We start from the raw sequence: 19,712 nt of genomic DNA, 5'->3' as shown, positions 1-19,712 counted from the left end.
CCACGCGGGTCCCGGGCCCGCCTTCCAACAGGTCCTACGCCGGCGTCACCAGCAGCGGCCGGGCCCGCTCGCGCAGCTCCGCGACACGCGGCTCGTCCCCGTACGGTTCCAGCCGGTGCAGCAGGTCCCGTACGTATTCGGTCGTCCGCGCCGAGGAGATCCTGCCCGCCACCTCGACTGCCCGGGTACCCGCCGCGCACGCCGCGTCGAGATTGCCCGACTCCAGTTCGGCGACCGCGCTCACCACCAGCCGCAGCCCGTGCGAGCGTACGTACTCCTCGGTGGGCCGGGACAGCGCCTGCTCGGTGAAGCGCCTTACCTGCCGCGGGAGTTTGAGGTCCCGGTAGCATTCTGCAGCATCCGCCGCGAAACGGTCGTACGAGTAGAAACCCAGCCAGGTCGGATCCGGATCGCCCTCCCGTGACCGCTCCAGCCAGCCCTCCGCCGCCCGCAGCGCCGCTCCGGCGGCCGTCGAATCGCCCGCCTTCGCGTGCGCCCGCGCCTCGACCAGCCGGAAGAAGCTCATGGTGCGGGCGGTGGCCAGGCCCCGGTTGCGCTCGACGGCCGCCTGCGCGAGGTCCACGCCCTCGTCCGGGAAGTCCCGGTAGGTCGCCTGCAGGGACATCGAGGCCAGCACGTAGCCGCCGAGCGGTACGTCCGCGGCCGCGCGGGCGAGCCGCAGCGCCTGGATGTAGTAGCGCTGGGCGGCCTCCTGCTGGCCGGTGTCGAAGGCCATCCACCCGGCCAGCCGGGTCAGTTCGGCGGTCGCGCCGAACAGGGCGCGGCCCACCTCGTCGGTGTACGAGCCGAGCAGCAGCGGCGCCGCGTCCACCCGCAGGCACTCGGGCACCATCGACGAACGCCAGTCCCCGCCGCCGTACTTGGAGTCCCAGCGGCGCGCGTCCTCGGCGGCCTCGCGCAGCTTCGTCACATCGCTGTGGCCCACGCGCTGCCCGTGGTCGCGCGGCGTTTCGGCGCCGGGCTGCGCGGGCACAACGGTGGACGGCGGGCCGGACACCGGGCCTGCCATCGGGCCCGTCGCCGGTCCGGTCGTGCGGCCTTCCGGGGAGGGCCTGGGACCTGGTGCCGTCGCCTCGTGCGCCGGTGCCGGGGCCGGCGTCCCGTGCGTCGCCGCGTCTTGAGCCGAGGGGGTGCCAGCAGTGTCGGGGCTCTGCGCCGCGGGGCCGTGGGCAGCCGGGCCGTGCGCGCCGGGGCCGTGGGCCGCCGGGCCGGGGCCCGTACCCGCCGGTTCCCGCGCCACCGAGCCGTCGGCGGGAGATATCAGCCAACGCGAGGCGGGCGTCGCGTACGCCGCCACGGAGAAGGAGCCCGCGAGCGACTGCCAGATCCCGCCACCGCCGCGCCGTCCGGCCAGGTCGAGCCGGTAGAGGTCGGTGGCCGAGCGCACCGCCGCACCCACATCGCGCGGGAAGGCCAGGCCGACCTCGGGCGCGGGGTCCGCGTCCGCCAGTCCGATCTCGTGCAGCGGCACCGGCCGCCCCAGCTTCGCGCCGATGGCGGCGGCGATCAGATGCGGGGCGGCGCCCTGCGGCACCATCCCCTTCGACACCCACCGGGCCACCGACGTCTTGTCGTACCGAAGTGTCAGGCCGCGCTGCGCGCCGAGGTCGTTGACCCGCCGGGCCAGCCCGGCGTTGCTGATGCCCGCGAGGGCGAGGACGGCGCCGAGCTTCTCATTGGGCTCGCGGAGCTCCCTGGACATGCGCCACCCCTCGTCACACGCGGAACGCATACGCCGCCGGGGCATAGGCGCCCGGCATTTCGTAAACCCAGCGTAGTTCCCCGCCTCCCAAGCGTTAAGGCCCTTACTTCCGTATGGCGGGATTGTTGTCCGTTTGCACAGTCCGGTCCGGGCCCGGCGCCGGGGCGCACGTGTCATCGCGTGCTCCGTCCGTGTGGCCGTGCGCCCGCCCGTGCGCTCTGGCCGGTCCGGGGGCCCGGCGATTCGATGTGCGGTGCGTGGGTCGGCCCGCTGCGCGGATCGGGCGGGCCGGGGGATGCCGCTACCTCAATCCCCGCGGGTGGCGGAACGGTCCGGGGGGCGGATTCCGCCTCCCGGACCGCGCCCGCGCACCGGGCTCCGGCGGCCCGGAACGGCCCTTCCAGCGGCCGAAGAATGGCTGAAAGCGACCTATGGGACGGTGGGAACGGAACACCAAATACCGCGTGGCCGGGGCGTGTTCGTTTGCATGTGCGCCCCCTTTAACCACTCTCGCACGCCTGTCCCGTGGCAGCATGGACCCGAGCCATCCGGGGTCCCGCCGGCCGCGCCCTCAGCGCTGACCGTGCTGCCCGTGCCCCGGTCATGTGCCCACAGGCTGGGGAGGCGGCGGTGCGCTGGTTGGTGGGGTGGAGCAGTATCGCCGCGAGCTTCGGCACGGCCGGCCGGGTCAACGGCCACGGCTCGGGGCACGCCTCCGGCCAGGGCGGCCACGGCTCCGGTCACGGCGGCCACGGCCCGGGCGGCTACGGCGACGCGGGCGCACCGCTGCACGGCGGCCTCGCGGACGCGGCCCACGCGGACGACCCCGGCGCGGACGCCGAACGCACCGTCCACCCCGTGGGCGCACAACTCCTCTGGGGCGACCCCGACCCCCTCTGGGCCGTCGGCGACTGGCGCCCCGACGAGATCCGCACGGTCACCGCGGACCCCGCCGACCCCTTCACCCGGCTCGCCGTCCTCGGCTGCTGCGGCGCGACCGACGCCGAGCTGAGAAGGGCCCTGTACGCCGCCCGCGGCGGAGCCCTGCGCCACCTCACCCAGTGGTCCGGCAGCTACACCGCCGTCGTGCAGGCCGGCCGCCGCATCACCGTCGTCGGCGACCTCGCCGGCGCGCGGCCCGTCTTCTACACCCCCTGGGCCAGCGGCACGGCGTACGCCACCGCCGCCCTCCCGCTCGCCGACCTCATCGAGGCGCAGCTCGACATCGGCCATCTCGCCGCCCTGCTGGCCTGCCCCGACAGCCCGGAGGCACTGGGCGACGGCACACCGTACGCCGGGGTGCGGCGCATCCCGCCCGGGCACGCGCTCATCCTGCGCGAGGGCTCCCGCGAGATCACCGGCTACGAACAGGTCGCCTCCCTCGCGGTGGCCGCCCCGGTGGCCGATGCCGGGCGCGCGGTGGAGGGCGTACGGGAAGCGTTGGTGGACGCGGTGCGCGCCCGGCTCACGGCGCCGCGGCATGCTCCCGACACACTGCCGCCGTACGATCCCGGCCCCGTGCCCGGAATGGGCCCCGCCGACCGGCGTGCGGCCCGCGGCGCCCCGGCTCCCGGGGTGGGCGCCGACCTGTCCGGTGGCAGTGCCTCCGCGACCCTCGCCCTGCTGGCGGCCGGTCTGCCGGGGGCCCCGGGCACCCTGCTGAGCCCCGCCGGGGCACGGCTGCTGGCGGTCACCTTCAACGACCTGGCCACCCCGCAGGGGCGCGAGGCCGAACTGGAACGGGCCAGGGCCATCGCCGCCGACCCGCGCCTGCACCACGTCGTGGTGGCCGCCGCCGGGGAAGCCCTCCCGTACGCCGAACTCGACGGCCCGCTCACCGACGAACCCGGCCCCTCCCTCGTCTTCGCCGCCCGCGAGCGGCGAAGACTGGCCGCCGGCTCGGCCGACCACTTCACCGGCCACGGCGCCCGCCAGGTCCTCGACGCCCACCCGGCCCGCATGGCCGACCTCCTGATGGACCGCCGCCGGCGCCACCTGCTGCGCCCGGTGGCGGCGCTGGCCCGTTCGGCCTCCGCCTCCGGAGCCGCCGGGGAGTCGCTGCTGGTGCCGCTCACCGTGTACGCGGCGGCCCGAAGACTCGCCCGTACGACGTACCGCGCGGGCATGGAAGCCGCCGCGGCCCGGCTCCGCGAGGGCGGGGTCACCGAGCGCGCCTCCGGTCCGGTGGACGCTTCCCTCGCCGCCCTGACCTGGTCCCGGCCGGGACCTGCGGCCGGCTGGCTCACGGGGGAGGCCCTGGCGGAAGTATCGATCCGGCTCACGGTCGCGGCCGGCCGGCCGCCGCTGTCATTGCGGCCCGGGGAGGCCCGGGCGCGTTCGCTGCTGGCCCGGCACGCCGCCGACCACCGGGTGTTCGAACAGGCCGTGGAGGTCCGCAGCCAGCGCCTGCACGCCCCCTTCCTGGACAACCAGGTCGTACGGGCCGCCCGCGCCCTCCCCGAGGCCCTGCGAGTCCAGCCCGGGGCCCGGGCGGAGATCCTGCGCAGCGTCCTGGCCTCGGCCGGAGTGCGCGAGCTCCCGCCGGGCTGGGGCGCCACGGCCCACACTCCTAACGAGACGGCGACCCGGCTGGGGCTGCGCGCCGCCCTGGACGAGCTGCTGTCGCTCTTCGCCTCCCCGCTGCTCGCGGACGCCGGCCTGATCGAGGCCCGGGTGGTGCGCCAGGCGCTGCTCGACGCGGCGGACGGCCGGCCGGTCCCGCTGGACGGGCTGGCGGAACTCGTCTCGATGGAGCTGTGGCTGCGCCGGCTGCTGGCCCGCCGCGGTACCTGCTGGACGGGGACCTCGGCGGCGCGACGGCGGGCGGTGCCGGAGGGGGTCCCGGTGCACCGCCCGGCGCTGTCGTGACGCTGTCTGCGTCGTGAGTCCGTCTGCGTCGTGACGCCGACCTGCCTCGTGAGGCTGTCCGCCCCCCGAGGCCTTGGCCCGGCCGGCGTGGTTCAGGAGCCGAGGACCAGGGCGGTCGCGATGGCCGGGCCGAAGGCGCCGCCGAGCTGGTAGCAGAGGGTGAACAGGCCGATGGCCGTGGGGCGCTGGGCGTCGGGGACGCTCGACGCGGCGTGCGTCGACAGCACGGCGTTGGCGCCGGTCGCGCCGAACACACCGCCCAAAGTGGCGAGCAGCAGCAGCGGCCCGTGGCTCGCGAAGACCGCGATCAGTGCTGCCAGGGTGCCGATGGCGATCAGCACCGTGCGTACGGCCACCCGCCCCATGCGCGCCGAGCCCGCCGCCAGCAGCCAGGAGAGCGCGGAGCCGGTGAGCAGTGCCACGAGCTGACCGGCCCCGGCCGCGCCGGTGTCCCAGCCCGCGCGGTCCGAGATCAGCCGGGGCACGGCGAACAGCAGGGTGAAGTACGAGGTCGACAGCGCGAGCGCCAGCAGCGCGGAGCCGAGGAAGAGCGGCCGGCGGATCAGCGCGGCCGGCACGAAACCCTCGGGGCGCCGCCGTATGTGGAGCGCGAGCAGCACGGCGGCCAGGGCCGCGGAGCCGAGGGCGACGGCCGGGGCGTGGGGCAGCAGGACCAGGGCCGTGGCCAGCACCGTCAGCAGCGCGGCGCCGCGGGCGTCGAACCGGCCCTGCGGGGCGGCCGCCGGGGCCTTGGCGTACCGGCTCACCGCGGGCACCGCCAGCAGCGAGATCAGGGAGACCGAGAGCGAGAGCCGCCACGACACGGTGTGCGAGAGCTGCGCGCCGAGGAGCGGGCCGGTCGCGCCGAGCATGCCGAAGCCCGCGCTGATCACGCCCATGCGGCGGGCCGAACCGGCCAGGCTCATCGCGGACGCCACCAGGCCTGCGCCGCCGGCGGCCTGTGCGACCCGCCCGAGGAGGGTCAGCGGAAGCCAGGGGGACGCGGCGACGAGGAGGGTTCCCCCGAGGAGGAGGGCGCTGGACAGCCGGAGCACCGGCGCCAGGCCGCGGCGGCGCAGCAGGCCGGCCAGCAGGGGGATGGAGACGGCCATCGCCCAGGCGAAGGCGGCGACGAGCCAGGCGGCGGTCGAGGTGCCCACCCCGAGGGAGCCGGCCATGTCGGGAAGGATCAGGACGGGTGCGTTGGCCGCGGCGGCGACGGGGGTGGCCAGCAGCGCCAGCCAGAGGACGGGGACCGGGCCGCGGCCGGGCCGGGCGGCGGAGCTGCCGGCGGTGGTCGTGCTCGCGCTCGTGCTTGTGGTCGCGCTTGTGCTGGTGGTCGTGGTGGTGGTCATGGTGGATGCCCACTCCGATCCATCTCAAGGCTCAGAATCTCAACGTTGAGATAAAAGCAGGGCGGTCCTCTCAACGTAAAGTGTCTCAACGTTGAGATATCCGGGATATCCTTCTCACGGGCGTGAACGAGACGACGAGAAGACGCACGAGGATGAGGACGCGACATGAGTGACGCAGTGGACGCGATCGTCGGCCAGTGGGCGGCCGAGCGCCCGGAGTTGGCGGCCGGCCTGTGGCCCGTGGAGGTGCTGGCCCGCGTCCAGCGGATGAACCGGATCATCGACCGGCACCTCAAGGCCTTCGCGGCCGAACGGGACCTGGAGGTGGGCGAGCTCGACATCCTCTTCACCCTCCGCCGGTCCGGACCCCCGTACGCGCTCACCGCCGGCGCCCTCATCCCGGCCGCCATGGTGACCTCCGGCGCGATCACCAACCGCATCGACCGCATGGAGGCCAAGGGCCTCGTCGAGCGGGTCCGGGACGGGCAGGACCGCCGCTCGGTCCGCATCCGCCTCACGGAGCAGAGCCTCGCGCTCACCGAGTCGCTGATCACCGATCACCTCAGCCACTACGCCGAGTTGCTCGCCCCGCTCGACCCCGCCACGTGCGCCACGGTCGCCGAGGCCCTGCGCACCCTGCTGGAGGCGAACGGGGACACCTCGATCACCTGAGCCCGGCCGCGGGGCAGAATTGGCGGGTGCGGTATCTCATCCTTGGCGTCACCGAGGCGCGCGACGAGACCGGCGCCCCCCTCCCGATGGGCGGCGCCCGCCTGCGCGCGCTCCTGGCCGCCCTCGCCCTGCGCGCGGGCCGCCGGGCCTCCGTCGCCGAACTCGTCGACGACGTCTGGGGCGACGACCTGCCCCAGGACGCGCCCGCCGCCCTCCAGGCCCTCGTCGCCCGGCTGCGCCGCGCGCTCGGCGGCCGGGACACCATCACCGCCGACCCCGCCGGCGGCTACCGCCTGGCCGCCGCCCCGGACGACATAGACCTGCACCGGTTCACCCGGCTGGCGGCCCAGGGCGGCCTGGAGCTGGCCACCGACCCGGCCGCCGCCGCCCGCACCCTCCGCACCGCCCTCTCCCTCTGGCGCGGGCCCGCCCTCGCCGACCTCCCCGAACCGGCCCGCACGGGTCACGCCGCCGGGCCCGAGGCCCGCCGCTCCGCCGCCGTCCGCGACCGCATCGAGGCCGACCTGCGCAGCGGCGCCACCGCCCCGGCCGCACTCCTGCCGGAGATCGATGCGCTGATCCACGCGTCTCCGTACGACGAACCGCTGCGCGCCCAGCAACTCCGCGCCCTACGCGCCGCCGGCCGCCCCGCCGACGCCCTGGCCGCATACGAACGCACCCGCCGCACCCTGGCCAACGGCCTGGGCACCACCCCCGGCCCCGAACTCACCACCCTCCACACCCAACTCCTCAACCCCACACCCCCTACGCAGCCACAGCCGCAGCCCGGCTCGGTGCTGCCGCGGCAGACGACGCCCGGGCCCCCGGAGCCCGAGCCGGTGTACCCCGAGTCCGAGTCGGCGCAGCTCCCGCACCCTGGGCCCGTACACCCGCAGGCCGGCTCGTTGCCGCCGCGGCCGACGCCGCCCGGGCCCCCGGAGCCCGAGCCGGTGCCCCCTCAGTCCGAGCAAGCGCAGCTCCCGCAGCCCGGGCTGCCCGGAGCCGCGCACCCGCAGCCCGCGCTCGGGGAGCCGCAGCCGCAGCCCGGCTCGTTGCCGCCGCGGCCGACGCCGCCAGAGGCGCCCCGCGGGAACCTTCGGCCCCGGCTGACCTCCTTCGTCGGCCGCGAGCCCGAACTCGCCGCCCTTCGCGAGGACCTGGCCCGGCTACGCCTCGTCACCCTCACCGGCCCGGGCGGTTCCGGGAAGACCCGTCTCGCCGAACACGCCGCCGCCGCCCACCCCGAAGCCGGCTGGATCGTCGAACTCGCCCGCCTCGACCATCCCGCGGCCGTCCCCGGCGCCGTCCTCAGCGCGCTCGGCCTGCGCGAGAACTCCCTCGTCGCCCGCGAGAACTCCGCCGCCGCCGACCCCACCACCCAGCTCGTCGAACACTGCGCGCACCGCAGCCTGCTCCTCGTCCTCGACAACTGCGAGCACGTCATCGGTGCCGCCGCGGAGTTGGCGGAGGAGCTCCTGGCGCGCTGTCCGGGTGTGCAGATCCTGGCGACGAGCCGTGAGCCGTTGGGGGTTCCGGGGGAGTCGCTGCGTCCGGTGGAGCCGCTGCCCGATCCCGTGGCGCTGCGGCTGCTCGGTGACCGTGGGGCTGCGGCCCGGCCGGGTTTCCGTACGGATGACGATCCGGCTGCGGCGGCGGAGATCTGCCGGCGTCTGGACGGTCTGCCGCTGGCCATCGAGCTGGCCGCCGCCCGGTTGCGGCTGCTGACCCCGCGCCAGATCGCCGACCGGCTCGACGACCGTTTCCGGCTGCTGACCAGCGGTGCCCGTACCGTGCTGCCCCGGCAGCAGACCCTGCGTGCGGTCGTGGACTGGTCGTGGGACCTCCTCGACGTGCCCGAACGCACCGTCCTGCGCCGTCTGTCCGTCTTCGCCGGCGGCTGCGACCTCGCCGCCGCCGAGGACGTCTGCGCCGACCCCTCCTACGACACCGCCGACGTCCTCGGCTCCCTCGTCGACAAATCCCTCGTCGTCGCCGCCCCCGGCCGCGACGGCTCCGGCATGCGCTACCGCATGCTCGAAACCATCCACGAGTACGCCGCCGAGCGCGCCGCCGCCCACCCGGCCGACGCCAGGGCCACCGCCCGCCGTCACGCCGCCCACTACCTCGCCTTCGCGGAGGAGGCCGATCCCCTGATCCGCTCCGCGGCCCAGCTCCCCTGGATCCGGCGCGTCGAGACCGAGCTCGACAACCTCCGCACCGCCCTCCACACCGCAGTCGCCGAAGGCACCGGAACCGAAACCGACACCGGAACCGAAACCGACACAGACATCCAGACCGGCGTGCAGACCGCCCAGCGCCTCGCCTTCGCCCTCGGCTGGTTCTGGTGGCTGCGCAACTACCGCGCCGAAGGCGCCGAGTGGACCGCCCGCATCCTCGCCCTCACCCCCGCCGAACCGCCCGAGGGCACGCCCGCGTACTGGCGTCACATGCGCCTCGAAGTCCTCGGCATGTTCCTGCTCGCGGAGAGCAACTCCGCCGAGAAGTTCCGCACCCCCGAGTACCGCGCCCTCGCCGCCCGCATCAGGAAGACCTTCCGCCAGGGATCCCCCGAGACCACCCTCTTCCCCGGGATGCTCTGGCCCGCCACCGCCTTCCTCGCCGGCGACGCCCTCGAATTCCACGCCGACCTCGAGGAGTCCGTCTCCAACTGCCGCCGCCACGCGGGCGACTGGGAACTCGGCGTCGTCCTCATGCTCCGCACCCACGTCGCCATCGACGTCACCGGCGGCCTGCCCACCGTCGACGCCGACCTCGCCGAACTCCACGAGATCGCCCGACGCGTCGGCGACCGCTGGACCCGCGCCCAGGTGGCGAGCGCCGCCGGAGAGGTCGCCCTCTCGCGCGGCCGGTACGCCGAGGCCCGCACCGAGTACGAGGAGTGCCTGCGCCTCGCCCGCGAGGTCGGGGCTTACATCGAGGCGCCCTTCGCCATCGCCCGGATCGCCGAGGCCGCCTACTGCGCGGGCGACTTCGACGAAGCCGAACGCCTCCTCGCGGAGGCCGACAGGGAATCCGGCCGCCACGGCGGGGTGTACGACGTCAGCAGCTTCGCCCGGCTCCTCTCGGCCCTGCTCGCCTGCCAGCGCGGCGACGCCGCAGCGGCCCGGAGCGAGTACGAGCGGGCCCGCGCCGAAGCGGAACGGATCACCGTCCCCGCACAGCTCACCGTCGGCCTCGACACCGTCGACGCCGTCCTCACCGGCAACGAACAGGGCCCGGCCGCCGGCCTGGCCAGGATCGGTCCCGCCCTCGCCGCCGCCGTCACCGCCCGCTGCGCCGAGCGCTTCCTGGCCGGGATGGCCGAGGCGGCCGCCGTGATGCTGGCCGAGGACGGCCGGCCGGCCGAGGCCGTACGGGCCCTCGCGGCGGCCACCGCCTGGCGCGCGGGCCATCCGCGCTCGGTCCCCGAGAGCGGCGCCGTGGACGGGCTCCCGGAACGGACCCGCGCCCTGCTCGGCCCGGCCCGCTACGCCAGGGAGGAGTCCGCCGGGGCCGCGCTCACCCCGGCCGAACTCGCCACGGCACTCACCACGGCACTCACCGCGACGCCGACGGCGACGCCCACCGGGACGCTCACCGGCAACTGATCACGGCGTCGGCCCAGCTCGCCAGCGTCGGCAGGCTGCCCGGCCCGGCCTTCTCCACCACCAGCCGCAGCGTCTTGCGCCCGGCGAGGGACACCTGCACGCCCACCGGCGGGTCCTCGTGGCCGACGGCGGCGGACTGCCACAGCCGCTGCCCGTCGCCGTACACGGAGAACCGCACCGAACCGTCGGTGAAGAGCGACAGGCCGTCCACCCCGGCCTGCGCCGAGAAGCTCGTGCACTGCCGGTTGAGGTCGATCTCCACCGAGGAACGCGAGTTCACGGTGATGCCCTGCGCGAACCGGCGGCCGCCCACCTCCAGCCCCCAGCGCTGCCACACCCAGCTGCTGCGCCAGGTCTGCACCTCGGGACCGCTGTGGTCCCCGTAGGCCGAGTGTTCGAGCCGGGCCAGCTGGAACCCCTGCGCCGGCTTCGACGGCGGCGGGGTCGGCTTCGCGGAGGTTCTGCTCGGTGACGGCTCGGGCGAAGGCTTCTCCCGGCTCGGCGAGGGCGAGGGCGACGGGGACGAGGACGAGGTCGGCGAGGGGACGGCGGGAGCGGCGGAGGCCGGAGCCGAAGGCGTCGGCGTCGGTTCCTGCGTCGGCTGTACGGAGCCCCGCGCGCGCGGCGGCTCCTCCCCGGGCGGGCTCGGCTCCGCCGAGGGCGAGGCGGGAGCCTCCGGCACCGCCGGCGCCGCCGCACCGGGCGCGGGCTTCGCCCGGGCCTGCGGCGCGGGATCGTCCCCGGCGAGGGCGAACACCACTCCGGCGGCCGCGGCCACCGCGATCCCGGCCGCGATGGCGGCCTTGGCCGGCAGCCCGAGCCCCTCGGAAGCCAGCGCACCCCCGGCCCCGGCTCCGCCGCCGGCACCCGTCCCGGCAGCCCCGCCGCCGGCACCCGCCGCGCCCACGGCTCCACCCGCAGCACCGCCCGAGGCCCCGGCCCCGGCACCGGCCGCCCCGGCACCCGCGGTCGACCCGCCGGAAGCGGCCGCAGCGGCCCCGGCCCCGCCCGCTGCAACGGCTCCACCCGCCACCACCCCGGCGGCCTTGGCCGCGTACCCGGCGGCGAACCACCCGATGACCGCGACCGGAAGCAGCGCGGGGATCCCCGCATTGACGTCCTTGAGCTCGCCGGCCGCCAGCCGGCACTTCGCGCACTCCTCCAGGTGCTTGCGCAGCCCCCGCTCGGCCCGCATCCGCAGCCCGCCCCGCGCGTAGGCGCCCAGCCGGTCCGAGTACCGCGCGCAGTCGCCGCCCTCGCTCAGCGCCGCACTCACATGGGCCTGCAGATAAGCCTGCTTGAGCCCTTCCCGGGCACGACTGGCCAGCACCGCGGTCGCGTTGGCGCTGAGCCCGAACAGCGGGGCGATCGAGCTCGGCGACGCCTCCTCCACGGTGGTGTGCCACAGCACGGCCTGCCACCGCTCGGGCAGGCTGCGGAAGGCCTGCAGGGCCAGCGACTGCTCGGCCTCGTGCATCGCCCGTACGTCCGCGCCCAGTTCGAGCGTGTCGTCCCCGGACAGCCCCGAGATCCCGGCTCCGCTCTCCGAGCCCGTGGCCGCCTGCTCCGCGAAGACGGCGAAGTCCTCGACGAGGTGCTCCCGCTTGGCCGTCTTGGCCCAGGCCGCGGCCACCCTCCGTACGGTCGTCAGCAGGTAGGCCCGCACTGACTGGTCCGGCCCGGCCCCGCCCCGTACCGCCTGCAGGGTCCGCGCGAACACCTCGGCGGTCAGGTCGTCGGCGGTGTGCCCGTCGCGGCAGCAGGTCCGCGCGTAGCGCCTTACGGCATCGGCGTGGCGACGGAACAGCTGCTCGTACGCACCGTCGTCACCGCCTCGCATCCGGGCGATCAAGTCGGCGTCGGACGGAGGGACTTCACTCCCGGTGCCGCCGGGTCCGGAAGAGCCCGAGGGGCGTGCGTGGCGCCCGCCCGGTTCGCGCTGGGCCGGCACCTGTCGTGCGGGCAGGCCGCCCGCCTCGACCTCGCTGCCGGCGCCGCCGACTGGCTCTTCCCGCCCGTCAACGCTCATCGCGGAAGCCCCCGCACGACACACTCAACCGGTACACCGATCAAGCGTGTCACACGGCGGACGCGCGTCGAACCCCTCTGCGCGCCATCCACTCGTCCGGGCACAATTCGGCGATTCGCCCTACTGTCGCCCCGGCGTGCGAACGCCCCGACGGTTCAAGAGCCCGGCGATGAGAGGACCCGACGTCCGAGCGCGCCCTTCGAGAAGCGCGCCCTTCGGGAAGACCGGCGCTGGAGAAGACCGGCCGACGCCCCGTACCGGCACCGACCACACCATCCGCCCCGCCCATCCCACCCCGGCCCGGCATCCGCTCGGCGCCAAGGGGGCGCCGAGCCGATGCCGGCCCGCGGAGGTCACGCCGTGCGGGACCGCAGCCCTTCGAGCAGGATGTCGAGCAGCCGGGTCGAAGCCGCCGCCTGCTGCGCCGGGTCGGGCAGCGCGGGCGCCGCCGTCGCTATCACCAGCAGTACATCGGCCACCGTGACGTCGCCACGCAGCTCACCGGCCTCCCGTGCGCGGTGCACCAGCCGGCCGACGACCTCCAGCAGCGCACCCGCACCCGAGTCGTCCGAGGGCTCGTCCTCGGACGCGGTGCGCGCGCCCACGACCCGCAGCTCGGGGGAACCGGTGGCCGCGACGGCCTGGCGCTGCTGTGGAACCCGCGCGGCTTCCGCTTCCTCGGCCCCGTCCTCGCTCGCCGAGCCGACCCGCAGCACCTGCGGCGGCAGCAGCCGCCCGGCGCCCGAGGCCACGGAGGTGCGCAGGAAGCGCGACAGTGCCTGCCACGGCTCCTCCTCCTGGCCCAGCGCGGTCTTGGCCTGCTCGGTCAGCCGGGCGGTCTCCTCTTCGGCTATACGCCGGACCAGGACGTCCTTGCTCGGGAAGCGCCGGTACACGGTGCCGACACCGACCCGGGCGCGCCGCGCCACGTCCTCCATCGGAGCCCCGTAGCCCAGCTCGCCGAAGACCTCGCGGGCCGCCCGCAGCACGTGCTCCAGGTTGCGCTGGGCGTCGACGCGCAGCGGCGTGGACCGGCCTACGCCGTGCGTGGTGCCGCCCGCGAGCGCGCGACCGTTGCTCTCGACCGAGAGCGCGGTCGCAGAACCATGGAAATCGGAAATGTTCATATGTTTCCCCCGGTAATCATTTGTCTCCCCCCGGAGACACTCCCCGCCTTCACGTCGAGGGGGCCACGGTCTCGGGCCCGGTCGTACTACTCCTCGACGAGATACGAACATAGTTGAGCCAGAGTCAATTCAGAAGAGGCAGCCCCGGACGGACCACCGCCCGATCGGAGCATTCACCCCCACTTTTCCGTTCCATACCCCCGGAATCTGTCGTTCCGCGCGCCCTGACCTGCACATTTACGCCCACATCGAACGTCCCCTTCCACCCCGCCCCACCACCACCTCCGGTCACACAATTTGTCGGGCCTGTGGACAAACTCCCGGCCACGTTGCGTCATGGGATGGTGAAGGCTGCTAACTCCCGGGGCACGGCCCCCGGTACCCCGCCCCGTACGCGCATCCTGATCGTCGGCGGCGGCTACGTCGGCATGTATACGGCGCTCCGGCTCCAGCGAAAGCTGAGAGCCGGCGAAGCCGAGGTCACGGTGGTCACCACCGAGCCCTACATGACGTACCAGCCCTTCCTCCCCGAAGCGGCCGCGGGCGCGATCTCCCCCCGCCACGTCGTGGTCCCCCTGCGCCGCGTCCTCGGCAAGTGCCGCATCGTCATCGGCGAGGCCCAGCGCATCGACCACTCCAAACGCACGGTGACCGTCGCCACCCTCGCCACCGCCGACGAGGGCACCGGCCCCGTCGAGATGGAGTACGACGAACTCGTCCTCGCCCCGGGCTCCATCTCCCGCACCCTCCCCGTCCCGGGACTCGCCGACTACGGCATCGGGTTCAAGACCGTGGAAGAGGCCATCGGCCTGCGCAACCACGTCATCGAGCAGATGGACATCGCCTCCTCCACCCGCGATCCCGCCCTCCGCGACGCCGCCCTCACCTTCGTCTTCGTCGGCGGCGGCTTCGCGGGCGTCGAAGCCCTCGGCGAGCTGGAGGACATGGCCCGCTACGCGGCGCGGTACTACCACAACATCAAGCCCGAGGACATGAAGTGGGTCCTCGTCGAGGCGAGCGACCGGATCCTCCCCGAGGTCGGCCCCGAGATGGGCGTCTACACCGTCCGCGAACTGCGTCGCCGCAACATCGACGTCCGGCTGGAGACCCGGCTCGACTCCTGCGAGAACCGCGTCGCCGTCCTCAGCGACGGCGCCCGCTTCCCCACCCGCACCGTCGTGTGGACCGCCGGGGTCAGACCGCACCCCATCCTGGCCGCCTCCGACCTGCCCAAGAACGAGCGCGGCCGCCTGGCCTGCACCTCCTTCCTCACCGTCGAAGGAGTCGAGCACGCCTGGTCCGCAGGGGACGCCGCCGCCGTCCCCGACATCACGGCGGCCGAGAAGGGCCGCGAATGCGCCCCCAACGCGCAGCACGCAGTCCGCCAGGCCAAGGTCCTCGCCGACAACCTCCTCGCCGCCCTGCGCGGGGAGGTCCTGACCGAGTACGCACACAAGTACGCCGGATCGGTCGCCTCCCTCGGCCTCCACAAGGGCGTCGCCCACATCTACGGCCGCAAGCTCAAGGCCTACCCGGCCTGGTTCATGCACCGCGCTTACCACCTCAGCCGCGTCCCTAGTTTCAACCGCAAAATGCGCGTGCTCTCCGAATGGACCCTCTCGGGCCTCTTCAAGCGTGAGATCGTCTCCCTGGGGTCCCTCGAACACCCCAGGGCAGAATTCGAACTGGCCGCAGGTGCCGGCCCCAAGGCCCCTCCCCCGCCCCCCGCCCCCAACCCCCCGAAGAACGGCCAGGGCTGACGTTGTCAGTGCGGTCGGCCACACTGGACGTGTGACCATAGGTGGGCTCACCCCTGCACAGAGTGACATCGTCCAGTCAGCGACCGCCCACGAGCGACACAGCGACCACTCGCGACACCACGAGGCTTGAACGCAGTGAACTTCACGCGCTGGAGCGCCCGGTTTCCCGGAACGCAGCGCCGCGCCGCCGCCCGGACCGAACACGCCGCCGCCCAGGCCAAGCGAGGTGAAGGCGCGGTCCCGGCAGCCCGCGGCGGCCGCGCCGACCCCGGAACCGAGCGGCCCGCGCCCGCCGCCGACGGCCAGCCCGCCGACCCCACGGTCTCCGGAACCGGCACGGGCGCGGGCGGCGGATCAGGCAGCGGCACAGGCGGCGGCACCGGCCCCGCCGGCGGCACGACCACAGCCCGGCGGACCGGCGTCCTCACCGCCGTACCCTCCCTCGACGAGCTCTCCGTACGCGAGGTCCTCGGCCGGCTCCCCGCCCTGGTCGCCCTCGTCCACGGCCCGGAGCACCGCGTCGCCTACGTCAACGACGCCTACACCGCCGGCTTCGGCGCCCGCACCCCCGGCGCCCCCGCCCACGAAGCCCTCCCCGAACTCGGCGAGCTCGGCCTCCTCCCGCTCCTCGACCAGGTCCAGCGCAGCGGCAAGTCCCGTACCGCCAAGAACCGCACCGCACCCGGCGGCGCCCACTCGTACACCGTCACCTGCACCCCGGTCGAGTTCCCGAAGGCCGGCACCACCACCGGCACGGAGGCCGAAACCGGCAGCGTGGCGGACGCCCACCACACCGGCGTCCTCATCCACCTGGCCGACGTCACCGACCACGCCGAGGCCGTCGAGCGGCTCCGCGCCAGCGAACGCCGCCAGCGCGAGGCCGCCGTCACCCTCCAGCGCTCCCTGCTCCCGCAGGAACTGGAACAGCCCGACGACCTCCGCATCGCCGCCACCTACCAGCCCGGCGGCACCGAGGCCGCCGTCGGCGGCGACTGGTACGACGTCATCACCCTCGGAGCCGGCCGCACCGCCCTCGTCATCGGCGACGTCATGGGCCGCGGAGTCCGCGCCGCTGCCGTCATGGGCCAGCTGCGCACCGCCGTCCGCGCGTACGCACGCCTCGACCTGCCCCCGCACGAGGTGCTCCAGCTCCTCGACGGCCTGGCCGCCGAGATCGACGCCAGCCAGATCGCCACCTGCGTGTACGCCGTCCACGATCCCAACGAGGGCCTCCTCGCGTACGCCTCCGCCGGCCACCTGCCGATCCTGGTCCGCGACGAGGACGGCACCGTACGCAGAGCCGCCGACCCCACCGGCCCACCGCTCGGCACCGGCGGCTGGCTGCACACCTCGGGCACCATCGCCCTCGGCCCCGGCTCCACCGCCGTCCTCTACACCGACGGCCTGGTCGAACGCCGCGGCGAGGACATCGACGAAGGCGTCGCCGCACTGGAACGCGCCCTCTCCGGCGCACAGGGCACCCCGGCCGTCATCTGCGACCGGCTGATGCGCGCCCTCGGCGTGGACGCCGACCACGACGACGACGTCGCCGTGATGGTCCTCCAGCAGCCCGCCCGCACCGGCGCGGACGCCGAGCTCTTCCACAACGCCGCCCTGGAACTCCTCGGCGGCATCGAGGCGGCCCCGCGCGCCCGCGCCTTCGCCCAGGGAGTCCTCGCCTCCTGGCGCTTCCCGGTCGAGCTGTGCGACCTCGGCGTCCTGGCCGCCAGCGAGCTCGTCGCGAACTCCCTGCAGCACGGCACCCCGCCGATGCGACTGCGCCTGCGGCGCACCGACCGCCGCCTGATCATCGAGGTCACCGACGGGGACGACCACCTCCCGCGCCGCCGGCGCGCCGAACCGGGCGACGAGACCGGCCGCGGCATCTCGATCGTCGCGACCATCGCCTCCTCGTGGGGCTCCCGTCGCACCCCGGGCGGCGGCAAGGCCGTCTGGTGCGAGTTCGCCCTGCCGGACAAGTAGCGGCCGAACGCGCGGAAGGCCCCGGTCCACAAGGACCGGGGCCTTCCGTACATCCGTTCACCCACACGTACGCATATACGTGTCCACGCGTACGTGCCTACGCGCTCACGGGCTCCGCGGAGGCGGCGGCCTTCGCCGCCACGACCGGACCGCCCTGCGCCACGACCCGGCTCGCCAGCCACGGGTTGTCCTGCGCCGGGCTCAGCCGCCTGCCGAGCCGCAGCGCCAGGCCGGCGATCCCCAGCGACACGAGCACGAAGACGCCGATGTAGAGCATCGGAACGCCCGCGCCGAGCGGCACCCCGAGCGGCCCCAGCGCCAGCGCCATCTGCTTGACCAGCGCGAAGGCCGAGTTGTACTGGCCCACCGAGCCCTCGGGAGCCAGGTCGGCCACCAGCGGGGCCAGGGTCGGCGACAGCATGGCCTCGCCGATGCCGAAGAGCGCGTACGTACTGACGAACGCGGCCGCGGCCATCATGGCGCTGCCGTGCCCCAGCCCCGAGAACCCGGCGATGACCCACGCCACGGTCCAGATCAGGCCGACGAGCGCGATCACACGGGACCGACGGCGCTTCTCGACCAGCCTGAGCACGACGAACTGCGCGACGACGATCGCACCGGTGTTGGCCGCGAGCGCGAAACCGAGGGTGGACGGGGAGATCCCGGCGGCCTCGGTACCGAAGGCGGCCAGACCCGACTCGAACTGTCCGTAGCAGGCGAAGAACACCACGAAGCCCAGCACGCACAGCTGCACCATGGCCTTGTGCCGGAGCAGCCGCTTCCAGCCGCCGTCCGCCTGTGCCGTGTCCTTGGGCCGGGCGTCCTTGAACCCCTGCACCTGCGGAAGACGCACGGTGGCGATCACGCCGGCCAGCACCAGGAACATCACGGCCTCGATGCCGAACAGCAGCGTGAAGCTGCCGGGCCGGCTCTCGTCGACGATCTGGCCGCCGATGAGACCGCCGATGCCCAGACCCAGGTTCTGCATGAAGAACTGCAGGGCGAAGGCACGCGTCCGGGTGGACGGCGTGGAGCACCACACGATCATCGTCGCCAGCGCCGGCTGCATCACGGCCTGCCCGGCGCCGAGCGCCAGCGCTGACAGCAGGATGGGCACGATGCCGGTGGAGAGCCCGAGCGAGAGCGCACCCGCCGAGGCGGCGACGGCCGCACCCATGACCACGGGCACCGGACCACGGCGGTCGATGACCCGACCGGTGAAGGGCAGCGCGACGAGAGCGCCCAGGGCGAAGGCCACGAACGCGCTCGTGGCGGCCATCGAGCCCAGATCTCGCACCTGCGCCACGTAGATGTAGAGGAACGGAACCGTGAAACCGATGCCGAACGCGGTCAGCGCGTTCCCGGCCTGGATCCGCCGCAGCGCAGCGCCCATCACCTTGGTCACTTCTCACCTGCCTTTGAAAGCCGAAGACTGAAGACTTCAGAACTTCACACCTAAACTTCGATCCTTAACTCTACACATCGAAGGAGTTAGATGCCAACGGCTCGTGCCATACTTCGATCCATGGGTGACACCCCCGACGGCACTGCGCCCGTCCACGAACCGAGCCTCGATGAGCAGATCGCCGTCTATCAGCGCGAGTTCCAGGACCTCGACCCCCAGGTCGAGAAGGTCGTGTCGGCACTGAGCCGCCTCAACCGCCGGATGAACGTCGCGTACGGACGCCAGACCGCGGCGCTGGGCATCAGCAACGCGGAGTGGGAGGTCCTCAAGGCCCTCGTCATCTCCGGAGCCCCGTACCGGATGGGCCCGAGCGAACTCGCGAAGCAGCTGGGCCTCACGCCGGCGGCGATGACCCACCGGATCGATCGCATGACCGCGGAAGGACTGGTCACCCGCGAGCGGGACGAGTCCAACCGGGTCCGCGTGATCGTGGAGCTCACCGACGAGGGCCGAAGCAAGTGGCTGGACGCGATGCGCGCGGCCACGGTCTTCGAGGAGGACCTCCTCCAGGACCTCTCCACGGCGGAGCGCGGGGTGCTGGGCGACATGCTCACCCGGCTGCTGGACCGCGTGGAGGACCTCCAGTCCCCCAGCTGACCACCGGGGTTGACACGGCCCGCGTGGATCCGTAAGGTTCTTCGAGTTGTCCCTGAGCCGGAAGGTTTAGACGGCAACGAATCCCGCCGCCTCGTTGCGGCACCCAACTCAGCACGATCTCCCACTGGGAACGAATTCGGCATGCCCGAATTCATTTCCGAAGGCCGATTATGAATCGCCGGGGAAATCCACTAGAGTTCGGGAGTCGGAAGGGCCCAACAGCCCGGAAGACAAACCCCGCTGACTGGGGGTCGGGCCCGAGAGAGTCTGATAGAGTCGGAAACGCAAGAACACAGAACGAAAGCCCGGAGGAAAGCCCGAGAGGGTGAGTACAAAGGAAGCGTCCGTTCCTTGAGAACTCAACAGCGTGCCAAAAATCAACGCCAGAAGTTGATACCCCGTCCACTTCGGTGGATGAGGTTCCTTTGAAAAAGTCCTGTCGGGCCTTCGGGCACTGGCAGGCAATTACACAGCGAGGACGTTGTGGCGCGTCGGTCTTATTCCGACATGACGTGCCCGCTCTAA

11 protein-coding genes are annotated in these 19,712 nt (G+C 73.9%); 6 read left to right on the top strand and 5 right to left on the bottom strand.

All coding sequences use genetic code 11. From position 1 onward, the window contains the following. Positions 1 to 34: 34 nt before the first annotated feature. Positions 35 to 1,723 carry a sporulation protein gene (locus tag OG472_RS21900; RefSeq protein WP_405941922.1) on the bottom strand — a complete coding sequence of 563 codons (1,689 nt, stop codon included), beginning with the start codon at positions 1,721 to 1,723 and terminating at the stop codon, positions 35 to 37. Between the two features lie 630 nt (positions 1,724 to 2,353). Between OG472_RS21900 and OG472_RS21895 the strand changes: the two genes are divergently transcribed. Then, entirely contained in the window at positions 2,354 to 4,591 is a 2,238-nt protein-coding gene (locus tag OG472_RS21895) for an asparagine synthase-related protein (RefSeq protein WP_405941921.1), read from the top strand. 92 nt (positions 4,592 to 4,683) lie between these two features. Here the strand turns inward: OG472_RS21895 and OG472_RS21890 are convergent, their stop codons facing one another. After that, on the bottom strand, positions 4,684 to 5,946 hold the full coding sequence (locus OG472_RS21890; RefSeq protein ID WP_405941920.1) for an MFS transporter: 1,263 nt from the start codon (positions 5,944 to 5,946) through the stop codon (positions 4,684 to 4,686). 165 nt (positions 5,947 to 6,111) lie between these two features. Between OG472_RS21890 and OG472_RS21885 the strand changes: the two genes are divergently transcribed. Both OG472_RS21885 and OG472_RS21880 read left to right on the top strand, forming a co-directional pair. Continuing rightward, positions 6,112 to 6,618: a MarR family winged helix-turn-helix transcriptional regulator gene (locus OG472_RS21885; RefSeq protein WP_401610400.1), complete on the top strand. Its 507-nt coding sequence runs from the start codon at positions 6,112 to 6,114 to the stop codon at positions 6,616 to 6,618. Between the two features lie 26 nt (positions 6,619 to 6,644). Further along, positions 6,645 to 10,226 carry an AfsR/SARP family transcriptional regulator gene (locus OG472_RS21880; protein ID WP_405941919.1) on the top strand — a complete coding sequence of 1,194 codons (3,582 nt, stop codon included), beginning with the start codon at positions 6,645 to 6,647 and terminating at the stop codon, positions 10,224 to 10,226. On the opposite strand, the gene OG472_RS21875 is transcribed toward OG472_RS21880, so the two are convergent. Together OG472_RS21875 and OG472_RS21870 are read right to left on the bottom strand one after the other, a co-directional pair. Beyond that, positions 10,213 to 12,255: a sigma-70 family RNA polymerase sigma factor gene (locus OG472_RS21875; RefSeq protein ID WP_405941918.1), complete on the bottom strand. Its 2,043-nt coding sequence runs from the start codon at positions 12,253 to 12,255 to the stop codon at positions 10,213 to 10,215. The two genes, OG472_RS21880 and OG472_RS21875, sit on opposite strands and share 14 nt — an antisense overlap. Positions 12,256 to 12,608: 353 nt before the next feature. Next, entirely contained in the window at positions 12,609 to 13,382 is a 774-nt protein-coding gene (locus tag OG472_RS21870; protein ID WP_401610406.1) for a TetR/AcrR family transcriptional regulator, read from the bottom strand. 341 nt (positions 13,383 to 13,723) lie between these two features. Between OG472_RS21870 and OG472_RS21865 the strand changes: the two genes are divergently transcribed. Further along, positions 13,724 to 15,142 (top strand): NAD(P)/FAD-dependent oxidoreductase, encoded by a 1,419-nt coding sequence (locus OG472_RS21865; RefSeq protein WP_405941917.1) that lies wholly within the window; start codon positions 13,724 to 13,726, stop codon positions 15,140 to 15,142. Between the two features lie 135 nt (positions 15,143 to 15,277). Next, positions 15,278 to 17,125: a SpoIIE family protein phosphatase gene (locus OG472_RS21860; protein ID WP_405943199.1), complete on the top strand. Its 1,848-nt coding sequence runs from the start codon at positions 15,278 to 15,280 to the stop codon at positions 17,123 to 17,125. Between the two features lie 97 nt (positions 17,126 to 17,222). Here the strand turns inward: OG472_RS21860 and OG472_RS21855 are convergent, their stop codons facing one another. Further along, positions 17,223 to 18,530 carry an MFS transporter gene (locus OG472_RS21855; protein ID WP_405941916.1) on the bottom strand — a complete coding sequence of 436 codons (1,308 nt, stop codon included), beginning with the start codon at positions 18,528 to 18,530 and terminating at the stop codon, positions 17,223 to 17,225. A 120-nt stretch (positions 18,531 to 18,650) separates the two neighbouring features. On the opposite strand from OG472_RS21855, the gene OG472_RS21850 reads away from it, so the two are divergent. Beyond that, on the top strand, positions 18,651 to 19,187 hold the full coding sequence (locus tag OG472_RS21850) for a MarR family winged helix-turn-helix transcriptional regulator (protein WP_030292304.1): 537 nt from the start codon (positions 18,651 to 18,653) through the stop codon (positions 19,185 to 19,187). Positions 19,188 to 19,712: the final 525 nt, after the last annotated feature.

Origin of the sequence: Streptomyces sp. NBC_00207 (genome assembly GCF_045160965.1) — a bacterium.
Lineage (GTDB): Bacteria > Actinomycetota > Actinomycetes > Streptomycetales > Streptomycetaceae > Streptomyces.
The sequence above is the reverse complement of the archived record's forward strand: the minus strand, read 5'-3'. Positions and strand labels throughout refer to the sequence as shown.